Annotated in this window: 9 protein-coding genes and 3 pseudogenes; 8 read left to right on the top strand and 4 right to left on the bottom strand. The window is 52.5% G+C overall.

Annotation, left to right across the window (positions count from 1 at the left end):
- Window positions 1-58: 58 nt before the first annotated feature.
- The gene (locus ACWWJF_RS27230; RefSeq protein ID WP_455868660.1) at window positions 59-1099 is read left to right on the top strand and encodes an IS481 family transposase; all 1041 of its coding nucleotides are present in this window, start codon (window positions 59-61) and stop codon (window positions 1097-1099) included.
- A gap of 60 nt (window positions 1100-1159) precedes the next feature.
- Here ACWWJF_RS27230 and gyrA read toward each other — a convergent pair whose 3' ends face one another.
- Window positions 1160-3793 (bottom strand): DNA topoisomerase (ATP-hydrolyzing) subunit A, encoded by a 2634-nt coding sequence (gyrA, locus tag ACWWJF_RS27225; protein ID WP_455871443.1) that lies wholly within the window; start codon window positions 3791-3793, stop codon window positions 1160-1162.
- Between the two features lie 203 nt (window positions 3794-3996).
- On the opposite strand from gyrA, the gene ACWWJF_RS27220 reads away from it, so the two are divergent.
- From ACWWJF_RS27220 to yfaE, 5 genes are all read left to right on the top strand, one after another.
- A protein-coding gene (locus ACWWJF_RS27220; RefSeq protein ID WP_455868400.1) for an IS3 family transposase occupies window positions 3997-5165 on the top strand; the annotation gives its coding sequence in 2 pieces (ribosomal slippage) (window positions 3997-4252 and window positions 4252-5165; 1170 coding nt in all).
- Between the two features lie 112 nt (window positions 5166-5277).
- On the top strand, window positions 5278-6000 hold the full coding sequence (gene ubiG / locus ACWWJF_RS27215) for a bifunctional 2-polyprenyl-6-hydroxyphenol methylase/3-demethylubiquinol 3-O-methyltransferase UbiG (RefSeq protein ID WP_455871442.1): 723 nt from the start codon (window positions 5278-5280) through the stop codon (window positions 5998-6000).
- Window positions 6001-6571: 571 nt separating this feature from the next.
- Window positions 6572-8857, top strand: coding sequence for a class 1a ribonucleoside-diphosphate reductase subunit alpha (gene nrdA, locus ACWWJF_RS27210; RefSeq protein WP_455871441.1), 2286 nt, complete (start codon window positions 6572-6574; stop codon window positions 8855-8857).
- Window positions 8858-8943: 86 nt separating this feature from the next.
- The gene (nrdB, locus tag ACWWJF_RS27205; RefSeq protein ID WP_455871440.1) at window positions 8944-10074 is read left to right on the top strand and encodes a class Ia ribonucleoside-diphosphate reductase subunit beta; all 1131 of its coding nucleotides are present in this window, start codon (window positions 8944-8946) and stop codon (window positions 10072-10074) included.
- A 4-nt stretch (window positions 10075-10078) separates the two neighbouring features.
- Window positions 10079-10339: a class I ribonucleotide reductase maintenance protein YfaE gene (gene yfaE, locus ACWWJF_RS27200; RefSeq protein ID WP_455871503.1), complete on the top strand. Its 261-nt coding sequence runs from the start codon at window positions 10079-10081 to the stop codon at window positions 10337-10339.
- 395 nt (window positions 10340-10734) lie between these two features.
- Here the strand turns inward: yfaE and ACWWJF_RS27195 are convergent.
- Window positions 10735-11454: pseudogene (locus tag ACWWJF_RS27195) on the bottom strand (IS5 family transposase); the annotation flags it as partial.
- 76 nt (window positions 11455-11530) lie between these two features.
- Between ACWWJF_RS27195 and ACWWJF_RS27190 the strand changes: the two are divergent.
- Both ACWWJF_RS27190 and ACWWJF_RS27185 read left to right on the top strand, forming a co-directional pair.
- Window positions 11531-11770, top strand: a complete 240-nt coding sequence (locus ACWWJF_RS27190; RefSeq protein WP_455869101.1) for a hypothetical protein — start codon at window positions 11531-11533, stop codon at window positions 11768-11770.
- A gap of 124 nt (window positions 11771-11894) precedes the next feature.
- Window positions 11895-12724, top strand: a protein-coding gene (locus ACWWJF_RS27185; RefSeq protein WP_455871439.1) for an IS5 family transposase whose coding sequence is annotated in 2 segments (ribosomal slippage) — window positions 11895-12240 and window positions 12240-12724 — 831 coding nt in all. Because the reading frame shifts where the segments join, the coding sequence is not laid out codon by codon here.
- A 183-nt stretch (window positions 12725-12907) separates the two neighbouring features.
- On the opposite strand, the pseudogene ACWWJF_RS27180 reads toward ACWWJF_RS27185, so the two are convergent.
- A pseudogene (locus ACWWJF_RS27180) lies at window positions 12908-14090 on the bottom strand (IS3 family transposase).
- 89 nt (window positions 14091-14179) lie between these two features.
- A pseudogene (locus ACWWJF_RS27175) lies at window positions 14180-15511 on the bottom strand (IS4 family transposase).
- Window positions 15512-15534: the final 23 nt, after the last annotated feature.

Genomic DNA, 15534 nt, shown 5'->3' with positions numbered 1-15534 from the left:
AGAGTTACCGGTTTTGATATGGGTGTCGAATCCTTATACAAAACACGAGGTAACTCTCATGCTTCATACTAACAATCCCATCATCAAACACAAAGCCGGCCTGCTCAATCTCGCCGAAGAACTCGGTAACGTATCAAAAGCCTGTAAAATCATGGGGGTGTCACGCGACACGTTTTATCGCTATCAGGAACTGGCGGCAGAAGGCGGCATTGACGCACTGGTTAACCAAAACCGCCGGGTTCCCAACCTGAAAAACCGTGCTGATGAAGCCACTGAACGTGCGGTTGTTGATTACGCCATTGAGTTCCCGGCTCATGGCCAGCACCGGACCAGTAATGAGCTGCGTAAAAAAGGCGTCTTCATTTCTGGCAGCGGTGTGCGCTCCATCTGGCAACGACACGATCTGGAAAACTTTCGTAAGCGCCTGAAGGCACTTGAGGAAAAAGTTGCCAGAGAAGGCATCGTACTTACTGATGCTCAAATCGCTGCACTGGAGAAGAAGGCGCACGACGACGAAGCCTGTGGTGAAATAGAGACTGCTCACCCGGGTTATCTGGGGTCGCAGGACACCTTCTACGTGGGTAATCTGAAAGGTGTTGGCCGTATCTACCAGCAGACGTTCGTGGATACGTACTCGAAAGTGGCGCACTGCAAGCTTTACACGAGTAAAGCACCGATCTCTGCCGCCGACCTGCTCAATGATCGCGTGCTGCCGTTCTACGAAGCTCAGGGGCTGCCAATGCTAAGAATACTGACGGACAGGGGGACGGAGTACTGCGGTAAAGTGGAACAACATGACTATCAGCTGTACTTGGCTATCAACGATATAGACCATACGAAAACGAAAGCGATGTCTCCGCAGACAAACGGTATCTGCGAGCGCTTCCATAAAACTATTTTGCAGGATTTTTATCAGGTTGCGTTCCGTAAGACGTTATACGAGGACCTAGAAAGTCTACAAAAGGATCTGGACAACTGGTTGTGGCATTACAATAATGAGCGAACTCATCAGGGTAAAATGTGCTGCGGGCGTACGCCAATGGCCACGTTACTTGATGGTAAACGAGTCTGGGCAGAAAAAAATCTGAACCAGATTTAATCTGACAGACACCTGTATAAATAACCGGTAACTGTCAGATCAGGTCTGAGCTAATACAGATTATTCGTCGTCAGCCACATCGTCGTCGGTTTCAGCATCATCAATGCCGTCTTCTTCGGCGACTTCACCCGGCGCGCTTACCACGCTGTCGAGCTCTTCATCTTCGACCGGCTCAGCAACACGTTGCAGCCCTACCACGTTTTCGTCTTCCGCAGTGCGGATAAGCGTCACGCCCTGGGTGTTACGGCCTACGATGCTGACTTCAGAGACACGGGTGCGCACCAACGTACCGGCATCCGTGATCATCATGATCTGATCCAGTTCATCGACCTGCACCGCACCAACAACCTTACCGTTACGCTCGCTCACTTTAATAGAGATAACGCCTTTGGTCGCACGAGACTTGGTCGGATATTCACTCACAGCAGTACGCTTACCGAAGCCGTTTTGCGTGACAGTAAGGATATCACCTTCACCGCGCGGCACGATCAGAGACACCACGCGATCGTCACCCTGAAGGTTGATACCGCGTACACCGGTAGCGGTACGTCCCATAGCACGCACAGCCGCTTCGGAGAAGCGCACCACCTTACCTTCCGCAGAGAACAGCATCACTTCGTTCTCACCGTCCGTCAAATCAACGCCGATCAGTTCGTCGCTCTCATTGAGGTTAACGGCAATAATCCCTTTCGAACGTGGATTGCTAAACTCGGTCAGCGCCGTTTTCTTCACCGTACCGCTGGCGGTCGCCATAAACACGTTTTGGCCTTCTTCGTATTCACGCACCGGCAGAATGGCAGTAATACGCTCTTCCGGCTCCAACGGCAACAGGTTGACGATAGGACGCCCACGCGCACCACGGCTTGCTTCCGGCAATTGGTACACCTTCAGCCAGTAGAGACGGCCACGGCTGGAGAAGCAGAGGATCGTGTCATGGGTGTTAGCCACCAGCAGACGGTCGATAAAATCTTCTTCCTTGATGCGTGCAGCTGACTTGCCTTTGCCCCCACGACGCTGCGCTTCATAGTCGCTCAGCGGCTGGTATTTGACATAACCCTGATGGGAAAGCGTAACCACCACATCTTCCTGATTGATCAGGTCTTCGATATTGATGTCAGCGCTGTTGGCCGTGATTTCCGTGCGACGCGCATCGCTGTACTGTGTCTTGATCGCTTCCAGCTCTTCACGAATGACTTCCATCAAACGCTCGGGGCTGGTCAGAATGCGCAGCAGTTCGGCGATCTGCAACAACAACTCTTTGTATTCATCCAGCAGCTTTTCGTGTTCCAGACCGGTCAGTTTTTGCAACCGCAGATCCAGAATCGCCTGAGCCTGCTGCTCAGTCAGGTGGTATTTACCGTCACGAATCCCAAATTCCGGCTCCAGCCAGTCAGGACGCGCAGCATCATTACCAGCACGCTCCAGCATCGCCGCAACGTTGCCCAGATCCCAGGCTTGAGCAATCAATGCCGCCTTGGCTTCTGCCGGCGTTGGTGCATTGCGGATCGCTTCAATGATCGGATCGATATTTGCCAGCGCAACCGCCAGGCCTTCTAAAATATGGGCACGCTCGCGCGCTTTGCGCAGTTCAAAAATGGTTCTGCGCGTCACCACTTCACGACGGTGACGAACAAAGGCAACCAGAATGTCCTTGAGCGGCATGATCTTCGGCTGGCCCTGATGCAGTGCCACCATGTTGATGCCGAACGAGACCTGAAGCTGAGTCAGCGAGTAGAGGTTATTCAGTACCACTTCACCCACAGCATCGCGTTTGATCTCAATCACGATACGCATGCCGTCTTTATCGGACTCATCGCGCAATGCGCTGATGCCTTCGACGCGTTTCTCTTTCACCAACTCGGCGATTTTTTCAATCAGTCGCGCTTTGTTAACCTGATAGGGAATCTCGTGCACGATAATGGTCTCACGACCATTTTTGTCATCCACTTCCACTTCGGCGCGTGCGCGGATGTAAATTTTGCCGCGCCCGGTACGGTACGCCTCTTCAATGCCGCGTCTGCCGTTGATGATCGCCGCAGTCGGGAAATCCGGCCCTTTGATATGCGCCATCAACCCTTCCAGGCTGATGTTTTCGTCGTCGATATACGCCAGGCAGCCGTCGATCACTTCCGTCAGGTTGTGGGGCGGGATGTTGGTCGCCATCCCCACGGCAATACCGGAAGAACCGTTCACCAACAGGTTAGGAATACGCGTCGGCATTACATCGGGGATCTGTTCTGTGCCATCGTAGTTGGGCACAAAATCGACCGTCTCTTTTTCCAGATCCGACAGAAGCTCGTGGGCGATTTTCGACATGCGAATTTCGGTATAACGCATGGCCGCCGCCGAGTCGCCATCTATCGACCCGAAGTTGCCCTGACCATCCACCAGCATGTAGCGCAGGGAGAAAGGTTGCGCCATGCGCACGATGGTTTCATACACGGCGGAATCACCGTGCGGGTGGTATTTACCGATAACATCGCCGACCACACGGGCCGATTTTTTATAGGGTTTGTTCCAGTCATTTCCCAGCACGCTCATCGCGTACAGCACGCGTCGGTGCACGGGTTTCAAGCCGTCACGAACATCAGGCAAGGCACGCCCGACAATAACTGACATGGCATAGTCCAGATAGGAGTTTTTCAACTCATCTTCGATATTGACCGGTGTTATTTCTCTGGCAAGGTCGCTCATGGAGCCGCTATCCCTCTATTAATGCATCAACCCGAGTTCAAAAGGTGAAAAATGATAGCACAAAACCCACCTTACAGGGAAAATACGCGCACGAGTCGCGCACGAGTAATGACGCTTTTCTTTCATTCACTGTAGTGGCACACTGATACTGGCCACCTGAGCGGAGGTGATATGCTCACCTCATCAACACGACAGGTGACCTCATGGGTAAACATTTTACGGCGGAATTTAAGCTCGAAGCCGCAAAGCTGGTTGTCGACCACGGCTACACATACGTTAAGGCCGCAGAGGCGGTTAATGTCAGCCATTCTGCCATTAGTCGCTGGGTCAATAAGCTTCGCCTTGAACGACAGGGAAAAACGCCAACGGGACTTCCTCTTACCCCTGAACAGCTCGAGCTGCGTGAGATGAAGAAAAAAGTCCAATGCCTTGAAATGGAGAACGAAATCCTAAAAAAGGCTACGGCGCTCTTAATGTCGGACTCACTCAACGGTTCACGGTAGTCGACAGGCTGAGGGCGCGATACCCGGTCACGGCGTTGTGCCAAACTTTTGAGGTACATCGCAGCAGCTACAGGCACTGGCAGGCTTCCGCTAATGAACCCGACGGTGAGCGCGTGGTTAAGTGTAGTCGCGTCATGGAAGCCTGGAACGCCAGCGGCGGCTCTGCCGGCGCTCGAAGTATCGCGACCATCGTCACCGGCAGCTCTGGTGTCAAAATGGGGCGCTGGCTGGCTGGCAAGCTGATGAAGGAGCTGGGTATCGCCAGCTGCCAGCGACCGGCTCACAAATACAAACGCGGCGGCAATGAACACGTTGAAATACCGAACTATCTCAACCGCCAGTTCGCGGTTACCGCGCCGGATCAGGTCTGGTGCGGCGATGTGACCTACATCTGGACGGGCAAATGCTGGGCTTACCTTGCGGTGGTGCTAGACCTGTTCGCCCGCAAACCGGTGGGCTGGGCCATGTCGACGTCGCCGGACTCGGCGCTGACAGTTAAAGCGTTGCAGATGGCCTGGGAACTCCGGGGACAACCAACAGGAGTCATGTTCCACAGCGACCAGGGCAGCCACTATACCAGCCGTCAATACCGGCAAGCCCTGTGGCGCTGCCGGATAAAGCAGAGTATGAGTCGGCGGGGTAACTGCTGGGATAATGCGCCAATGGAGCGGTTCTTCCGCAGCCTGAAGACAGAATGGGTGCCGACAAAGGGTTACAACAGCTTCAGCGAAGCCCAGGACGCGATTATCCGCTACATCACGGGGTATTACAGCGCTATCCGGCCTCACTGGTATAACGGCGGCTTAACTCCAAACGAATCTGAGCGACTGTTCTACATACAGTCTAATGCGGTGGCCAATATTAGTTGACCACTACACACCGCCTTTTGCATCGCCGAGGCAAAAAGGAGAATCGCTACTACATCCTGCCTACACCCGATATACTCACCGCAGATGAGAATAACAAAAGGTTGTATACCGCATGAACGCAGAAACACAGACGCAGAATGTCGATCATGATGAAATAGCCAAGTTTGAAGCCGTTGCCTCACGCTGGTGGGCTCTGGAAGGTGAATTCAAACCGCTGCACCGCATCAACCCGCTGCGACTTGACTACATCGCACGCCGCGCCGATGGGCTGTTTGGCAAGCAGGTGCTGGATGTCGGCTGTGGTGGCGGCATTCTGGCGGAGAGCATGGCGCGCGAAGGTGCAGAGGTTACCGGATTAGACATGGGTGCCGAACCGTTGCAGGTTGCCCGGCTGCATGCGCTGGAGAGCGGCGTCAGCGTGCAGTATGTGCAGGAAACCGTGGAGTCTCACGCAGCGGCGCACGCCGGGCGCTATGACGTGGTGACTTGTATGGAGATGCTGGAACATGTGCCAGACCCGCAATCGGTGGTGCGCGCCTGTGCAGCCTTGGTCAAACCAGGCGGACACGCGTTCTTCTCGACTATCAACCGTAATGCCAAAGCCTGGCTATTGATGATTTTCGGTGCCGAATACGTGCTGAAAATGTTGCCGAAGGGCACTCATGACGCGAAGAAATTTATTCGCCCGGCGGAGTTGCTGAATTGGGTGGACGGCACCTCGCTGGCGGAACAGCACATCATCGGTCTGCACTATAACCCGCTGCGCGATCGTTTTACGCTCGGTCCTAATGTGGACGTGAACTATATGCTGCATACGCAGCGCGATGCTGAATAAGTCCGCGTTGGCTGGCTGACGTTGCTGACAGCCAGCGACTCTCACCGTCATTCTCGCCCACCGCGGCCATTCCCATGAAGGCGGGAATCTCATGCAGAGGAAACGCGTTTATTCTCGCAAAGATCCCCAGCTTTCGCCGAGGATGACAAGGGGTAAAGCGAGATTGTCGGCAGTTTCAATCAGCGTTTCAAACGCAGAGTGGTGATATCGTCGCCAATCTGCCATTCCTTCTACCGTCATAACCTTAGACGTTGATCAAATTAAGAATTTTCAGTACGCAGAAAAAAGCGGCAATCAATCATTTTTTTATCCCCATCCATTGACAAAAGTTAAGGCCGCAACACTACAGGCGTTTAGCCAGTGTGTAACAATTCCTCCCCATGTTATCCACAATTTCAGTGTGTTTTGTTCACTTGCAATAGCCGAAAATTCTCACTATCTTGTTATCATTCAAAACCAAAACCCCTATATGTAGTGTTTACCCTACACACCGCAGCACTAGACTGTCATGTGCGTTTTCGATCGGGGAAAACGCTATAGCATTGGGAAAAACGGATAGGTACTACACCACATGAACCAGAGCCTGCTAGTAACCAAACGCGATGGCAGCAAAGAACGCATCAATCTGGACAAGATTCACCGGGTGATTACCTGGGCAGCGGAAGGCCTGCACAATGTGTCAGTGTCTCAAGTCGAACTGCGCTCCCACATTCAGTTTTATGACGGCATCAAGACCGCCGATATCCATGAAACCATTATTAAAGCTGCCGCCGATCTGATTTCACGCGACAGCCCGGACTACCAATATCTGGCCGCACGTTTGGCCATTTTCCACTTGCGTAAAAAAGCCTACGGCCAGTTTGAACCACCAGCGTTGTTCGATCACGTCACCAAAATGGTAGAACTGGGCAAATACGATACCCACTTATTACAGGACTACACGCCAGAAGAGTTCGCTCAGATGGACGCTTTCATCGATCACTGGCGCGACATGACCTTCTCTTACGCTGCGGTCAAGCAGTTGGAAGGGAAATATCTGGTGCAAAACCGCGTCACCGGTGACATCTACGAAAGCGCCCAGTTTCTGTATGTACTGGTGGCTGCCTGCCTGTTCTCCGGTTACCCGCGCGAAACGCGCCTGGATTACGTCAAACGCTTCTATGATGCGATTTCTACCTTCAATATTTCGTTGCCAACGCCGATCATGTCCGGCGTGCGTACCCCGACGCGTCAGTTCAGCTCCTGCGTGTTGATTGAGTGCGGCGACAGCCTGGATTCCATTAACGCCACCTCCAGTGCTATCGTGAAATACGTTTCACAGCGTGCCGGTATCGGCATTAACGCCGGTCGTATCCGTGCGCTGGGTAGCCCGATTCGCGGTGGTGAAGCGTTCCATACTGGCTGTATTCCTTTCTATAAACATTTCCAGACCGCAGTGAAATCCTGCTCACAGGGCGGTGTGCGCGGCGGAGCGGCAACGTTGTTTTACCCGCTGTGGCATCTGGAAGTGGAAAGCCTGCTGGTGCTAAAGAACAACCGTGGCGTGGAAGGCAACCGCGTGCGTCACCTCGATTACGGCGTGCAGTTGAACAAGCTGATGTATCAGCGTCTGGTTAAAGGACAAGAAATCACCCTGTTCAGCCCTTCTGACGTACCCGGCCTGTATGACGCGTTTTTCTCCGATCAGGATGAGTTCGAACGCTTATATCAGCAGTATGAAAAAGACGACAGCATCCGCAAGAAATCCATGAAAGCGGTCGATCTGTTCTCGCTAATGATGCAAGAACGCGCCTCTACAGGCCGTATCTACATTCAGCATGTCGATCATTGCAACACCCACAGCCCGTTTGAACCGACCATCGCATCGGTGCGTCAGTCCAACCTGTGCCTGGAAATTGCGCTGCCAACCCACCCTCTGGAAGACGTCAACGATGAAAAAGGGGAGATCGCGCTCTGCACCCTCTCCGCGTTCAACCTTGGCGCATTGAATAGCCTGGATGATTTGGAAAATTTGGCGCGTCTGGCTGTACGCGCGCTGGACGCCCTGCTGGACTATCAAGATTACCCTATTCTGGCCGCCAAACGTGGTGCTATGGGCCGCCGCACGCTCGGCATCGGCGTTATCAACTTTGCCTACTATCTGGCGAAAAACGGCGTGCGCTACTCTGATGGCAGTGCCAACAATCTGACGCACAAGACCTTCGAAGCCATTCAGTACTACCTGCTGCAAGCCTCAAACGAGCTGGCGCGCGAACAAGGTGCCTGTCCGTGGTTTGACCAAACTACCTATGCCCGTGGCGTGCTGCCTATTGACACCTACAAGCGCGATCTGGACGGCATTTGCAGCGAACCGTTGCATTACGATTGGGAAGCACTGCGCGACAGTATCAAAACACACGGTCTGCGTAACTCCACGCTCTCTGCGTTGATGCCGTCGGAAACCTCGTCACAAATTTCCAACGCCACCAACGGTATTGAACCACCACGCGGTCACATCAGTATCAAGGCGTCAAAAGACGGCATTTTGCGCCAGGTGGTGCCGGATTACGAAACCCTGAAGGATGCCTACGAATTACTGTGGGAAATGCCGAACAATGACGGCTACCTGCAACTGGTTGGGCTGATGCAAAAGTTTGTCGATCAGGCTATTTCTGCCAACACCAACTACGATCCGGCGCGCTTCCCGTCAGGAAAAGTGCCGATGAAACAGTTGCTGACTGACTTGCTTACCGCCTATAAGTTCGGGTTGAAAACGCTGTATTATCAAAACACCCGTGACGGTGCAGAAGACGCACAGGAAGATATCCTGGCCGATGCGCAGGATGACGGTTGCGAAGGCGGTGCCTGTAAGATTTAAACCGCTTCCCGCATAGGGTATTGTTTATGTTAGTTTTTTCAGGGGACAGTTAACTGCCTCCTGTCCCTTTTTGGAGATACAGCCCTATGGCTTATACCACCTTCTCACAGAATAAAAACGATCAGCTTCTGGAACCGATGTTTTTTGGTCAGTCCGTTAACGTAGCGCGTTACGATCAGCAAAAATATGAAATATTCGAGAAGCTGATCGAGAAACAGCTCTCCTTTTTCTGGCGTCCAGAAGAGGTGGATGTGTCTCGCGATCGCATTGACTATCAGGCGCTACCGGAACATGAAAAACACATCTTCATCAGCAATCTGAAATACCAAACGCTGCTGGACTCCATTCAAGGACGCAGCCCGAACGTCGCATTGTTACCGCTGATATCCATCCCAGAGTTGGAAACCTGGATAGAAACCTGGGCATTTTCAGAAACCATCCATTCCCGTTCCTATACCCATATCATCCGCAATATTGTCAACGATCCGGCACTGGTGTTCGATGATATCGTCACCAATGAAGAGATTCTGAAACGTGCAAAAGATATCTCTTCTTTCTATGACGATCTGATCGAACTGACCAGCTATCATCACCTGCTAGGTGAAGGCACGCATCAGGTGAACGGTAAAACGGTCACCGTTAATCTGCATGCCTTGAAGAAACAGCTTTATCTGTGCCTGATGAGCGTCAACGCGCTCGAAGCCATCCGTTTTTATGTCAGTTTCGCCTGCTCATTCGCCTTTGCCGAACGCGAACTGATGGAAGGCAACGCCAAAATCATCAAACTGATCGCCCGCGATGAAGCGCTGCACCTGACCGGTACTCAGCATATGCTGAATCTGATGCGTTCCGGCCAGGACGATCCGGAAATGGCACAAATCGCCGAAGAGTGCCAACAGGAATGCTACGACCTGTTTGTGCTGGCGGCACAGCAGGAGAAAGAGTGGGCGGAATACCTGTTCCGCGACGGCTCGATGATTGGCCTGAACAAAGACATTCTCTGCCAGTACGTTGAATACATCACCAATATCCGCATGCAGGCGGTGGGGTTACCATTGCCGTTCCAAACGCGTACTAATCCGATCCCGTGGATTAATGCCTGGCTGGTCTCTGACAACGTGCAGGTTGCTCCGCAAGAAGTGGAAGTGAGTTCTTATCTGGTCGGCCAAATTGATTCTGAAATCAACGCCGACGACCTGAGTGATTTCCAGCTCTAAGTTGATGAGCAACTCAACCATAACACTGCGCGTCTCTGGCGCGCAGCTTGCCAACAACGACAGCGCCACCTCGTTACTCGACGTGCTTGAACAACACTGCGTACCCGTGGAATATCAGTGCCGCTCGGGTTATTGCGGTGCCTGCCGCTTACGGTTGGTGAAAGGGCGCGTCGCCTATCGCCAAACACCCCTTGCCTGTGTACAGCAAGACGAAATCTTGCCGTGCTGCTGCATGCCAGTGAATGATATTGAGTTAGAGCTGTGAGCGTTCGGTATACCCGGTGCAATGCTAAAATATGGGTTCTATGACGATCATGAGCCCGCGGCATTACCTCTTCAATATAACTGCGCATTCTGCGCAAGGTTTGCAAATGATTCACGAGGTCTGCGCAACTTTTTGCTCAGAATTGACATTCGCGCCTCAGTAATAAATTAATTATAAATAAAAACTATGGATTAAAAAACGGCATATTTTTTGCATGTCTCTCGAAGGAGACTGTCGAAACCAATAACGGCGCTAACCCGGCCCAATGCCGGCTTTTTTGTACCATTTTCCGTTGACGCGAATTATCCCGATGGCGATCGGCACCAGCATTTCGCCCTATTTTAGGCTTTGTTGAATAAATCAGAACTTGTAACGACTGTGCTCCAGGTCGATTGTTACGTGATGCGAATACTGTTCGGCATTCCTAATAGCGTGATCCGGTTAAGCGCTTTGACCATCGCCATGGCTTCACCCACCTGAGCATCGTAGTCACGCAGACTTAGATGACCACCCAGAAGCGTTTTGAACCGGAACATGGCCGTTTCAGCCACTGAGCGTCGGTGATAGCCCACTTTCTTTTTCCAGGTATCGTTGCTGCCGCTCAGGCGCTGATTTGCAACAGCGTGGTTACGCTCGTGGTAGTGGTCCGGCCAATATTGCGCCCCCCTTCGCGGCGGGATAAGCGGCCTTATTTTCTTCCTCAGCAGAGCATCATGGCAGTAACCTGTATCGTAAGCGCCGTCAGCCGATGCCTCTCTGATTTTCCGGTGGGTCTGGTTTATCAGTGCCGGTAGAGCCTGGGCATCAGTCGTACCACTGAGCGACAAATCCGCACAGATAATCTCATGCGTCGCACTGTCTACTGCCAGATGCAGCTTACGCCACACCCTGCGTCTGTCGGCACCATGCTGCCGGACTTTCCATTCGCCTTCGCCAAAGACCTTCAGGCCGGTTCCATCAATGACCAGATGTGAGATTTCACCACGGGTTGGCGTTTTTATGCTGATGTTCACTGCCTTTGCTCGCTTGCTGAGCAGCGAATAGTCTGGACAATGCAGCGACAATTTAATCAGTTTAAAAATCGAGTCAACAAAACCCTGTAAAGCCCTCAATGAATCTATGGTCACCCCCATTTTTGCAACACTGATCTTTGATTAATGGAGGGCTTGCTTAAATCTATCCGGCGTCTTTATGGCCAAGGATGCCCGCGCCACGATGAGTTTCGCACCTGATATTCCTAAAAAGACCATCGGCTTCATTGAGCCATTTTCATTTTTTGGTTTTATATCAGGCCGTCAGGCCGTTCATGTCATCAATAATCAGTCTTCGCAAAACCAGATGGGTAACTTCGTTAAATTGCTGACTGTTAGACCAGCATTACTGTTCAAACACGGTATTTCGTGTCGTTATTGCCCAAGCTATTCGAGCTAATTTATTTGCTAATGCACAGCACACAACGCAAGAATGTTTCCTGCCCAACTGTAGTGGTCAACTAGGCTGTGTCCCTTAATTGCCTGAGTTATAGTAACCGTATGTTTCCACAGTATATTGAACTATGGCTCGCTACGACCTTCCCGATGAAGCATGGATGATCATCCACTCTTTACTGCCTGCTGAACCAGCAATACCACGTGCCGGACGTCCATGGGCAGAACATCGTAAAATCATCAATGGTATGTTCTGGATTCTGTGCTCAGGTGCTCCATGGCGTGATTTACCTGAGCGATATGGTCCGTGGAAAACCGTATATAACCGCTTTAATCGGTGGTCAAAATCGGGTGTGATTAACATTATTTTCAACAGGTTACTTTCTGCTCTTGATGCGCATGGTCTCGTTGACTGGTCTGCCACGGCGCTGGATGGCAGTAATATCCGGGCGCTGAAATGTGCTGCCGGTGCTCAAAAAAACATCCCGATATCGCCGGAGATAACGGTCTGGGTCGCTCTCGCGGTGGTTTTGGCACCAAAATCCATCTGGCAACAGACGGAAGTGGTCTCCCGTTAAACATCCTGCTGAGCCCCGGACAGGCTCACGAAAGCCAGTTCGCATTACGTCTTCTGGACGGTATTGGTGTTCAGCGCCAGAATGGCAGCATGAAGCGTCGTGGTTATGCGGTGCTGGCTGACAAAGCTTATTCAGGGCATGCACTACGCAACGAGCTGAAACGAAAGGGGATAAAGGCAGTCATCCCCCGAAAAACGAATGAAAAAATGGCTTCGGACGGGCGCTCACGGTTCGCCAGTGGCGCTTACCGTCATCGCAATGTAGTGGAAAGATGTTTTGGCCGATTAAAAGAATACCGCCGTATTGCCACACGTTATGACAAAACGGCGAGGAATTATCTGTCGATGGTTAAACTCATATCGTTATACACATCGTTCTAACGCACTGTTTAATCAATGAGTTACGGGTTTATCTCAGAGTGGCATTTTGAACCTCAAAAAGCCAATGGGATGGCTTGAATGCCTTAATTCACGGGGTTCTGAGCATCCTGTTCAAAAAATGGCCAAAAGATGTGTATAACGATATGGGTTAAACTGGGCTGCATCCGCCTCTTTTACAAGAAGTTATGCAATTAAGGGACACAGCCTAATATTGGCCACCGCATTAGACTGTATGTAGAACAGTCGCTCAGATTCGTTTGGAGTTAAGCCGCCGTTATACCAGTGAGGCCGGATAGCGCTGTAATACCCCGTGATGTAGCGGATAATCGCGTCCTGGGCTTCGCTGAAGCTGTTGTAACCCTTTGTCGGCACCCATTCTGTCTTCAGGCTGCGGAAGAACCGCTCCATTGGCGCATTATCCCAGCAGTTACCCCGCCGACTCATACTCTGCTTTATCCGGCAGCGCCACAGGGCTTGCCGGTATTGACGGCTGGTATAGTGGCTGCCCTGGTCGCTGTGGAACATGACTCCTGTTGGTTGTCCCCGGAGTTCCCAGGCCATCTGCAACGCTTTAACTGTCAGCGCCGAGTCCGGCGATGTCGACATGGCCCAGCCCACCGGTTTGCGGGCGAACAGGTCTAGCACCACCGCAAGGTAAGCCCAGCATTTGCCCGTCCAGATGTAGGTCACATCGCCGCACCAGACCTGATCCGGCGCGGTAACCGCGAACTGGCGGTTGAGATAGTTCGGTATTTCAACGTGTTCATTGCCGCCGCGTTTGTATTTGTGAGCCGGTCGCTGGCAGCTGGCGATACCCAGCTCCTTCATCAGCTTGCCAGCCAGCGCCCCATTTTGACACCAGAGCTGCCGGTGACGATGGTCGCGATACTTCGAGCGCCGGCAGAGCCGCCGCTGGCGTTCCAGGCTTCCATGACGCGACTACACTTAACCACGCGCTCACCGTCGGGTTCATTAGCGGAAGCCTGCCAGTGCCTGTAGCTGCTGCGATGTACCTCAAAAGTTTGGCACAACGCCGTGACCGGGTATCGCGCCCTCAGCCTGTCGACTACCGTGAACCGTTGAGTGAGTCCGACATTAAGAGCGCCGTAGCCTTTTTTAGGATTTCGTTCTCCATTTCAAGGCATTGGACTTTTTTCTTCATCTCACGCAGCTCGAGCTGTTCAGGGGTAAGAGGAAGTCCCGTTGGCGTTTTTCCCTGTCGTTCAAGGCGAAGCTTATTGACCCAGCGACTAATGGCAGAATGGCTGACATTAACCGCCTCTGCGGCCTTAACGTATGTGTAGCCGTGGTCGACAACCAGCTTTGCGGCTTCGAGCTTAAATTCCGCCGTAAAATGTTTACCCATGAGGTCACCTGTCGTGTTGATGAGGTGAGCATATCACCTCCGATCAGGTGGCCAGTATCAGTGTGCCACTACAAACTGAGACCACCTCGTTATACACATCTCTGTTCGTGCCTGAGCGCGCGTAGCGTTTCGGCGGCCGTCATGACTTTCTGCAAGCCTTTCCAGATAGTTTTTGCGCCTGGTTCACCGTCGCCTTTTCGAGCAAGAAAGCCTCCCAGTTGCGCAACTAAGCGCAATACTTCGTTTAGCTTAGGGCGGCCCTTGGGCATACGCTTGTTCATCAGTAGGTAAGCGCCATGAGTCTCGTCGGAATCAAAGAACAACATTGCGTCCAGCTCTGGACAGGTTCGTCCCATACGCATTAAATAGGCGATGCGCCATGCCACGATCATGAACAGCGCCAATGCCCGCTCAATGCGATCCACGGTCGATAACTGTAACGCTTCGACACAGCAGCCGTTCTTCAGCACATTGAAGAACATCTCGATTTCCCATCTAGCCCGATACCAGTCGATCAGCTCCACGATATCTTCTCGTCCTTCAGGTACGCGATTGCTCAGCAACCGCCACTCGACCGGCTTCACGCCTGCTGGCGGCTCAATTTCCTTGGCTATCACACAAGTCACTGCCAACCCGCAACGCAGCGACACTCGCTTCACGCGCAGCGCCTGTTTCACCGTACGCGCCTTCTGCCCCGCGCGAGCCGCCATAACGAATTGGATTTATCCCACCGGCACGGTCTTTCCAACCTTCTGCCAAAGCTTCTCATTACAGTCCAGACTGCGATTATGAGTCGAGCGGATCAACCAGTCAGCCGGAGTGCCAAGGTCATCAGCGAGCTGCATCAACGCCTTGATATCCGCTTCGCGATCGGCTAAGTACACCAGACGTGTGTTTGGCAACTCCGAGGCGAGTTCAGCAACTCGCTCGTATCCCTCGAGCCAGCGCGTACTCTCCTTGAGCCCATCGCGTTTTCCGTCTGCATCCTTCGGCTCTCTTGCCCACATCCACGCATCCAGTACGCCCAACCCCACGCGATCCGGACTGACCGCGTAGGTCGGATGCAGGTACAGACCACGCCTGGCTTCGTAGTTCAAGGGACCCAAGCCTTGGATTTGCTGCCCGTTGAAGTCAAGCTCGGTAGTGTCTTGGATACACAGCACAACCTCGTGTTCTCGGATCCTTTCCTGCGTACGCTGCCAGTGAGGTTGCAGAATGTCTCGCCATTCGAATGCTTGGTTCTCCATGAAGCGGTAAGCACCCAGCGTCTCAGACCATCCGAGGCACGCATGCGGAATGCTGGCTTGCGGATTCTCAGCCAGCCGTATCAAAAGCCCTTTGGCACGCTTATTGAGCCTCGTGTCACCAAGATTTACCCCTTCCAGTTCTTGGTGTGCCCAGCCATCTGAATCCCGTGTCATTTTTCAGCGCCGTAAATGGCGAT

This window comes from Symbiopectobacterium sp. Eva_TO (assembly GCF_053848865.1).
The sequence above is the reverse complement of the archived record's forward strand: the minus strand, read 5'-3'. Positions and strand labels throughout refer to the sequence as shown.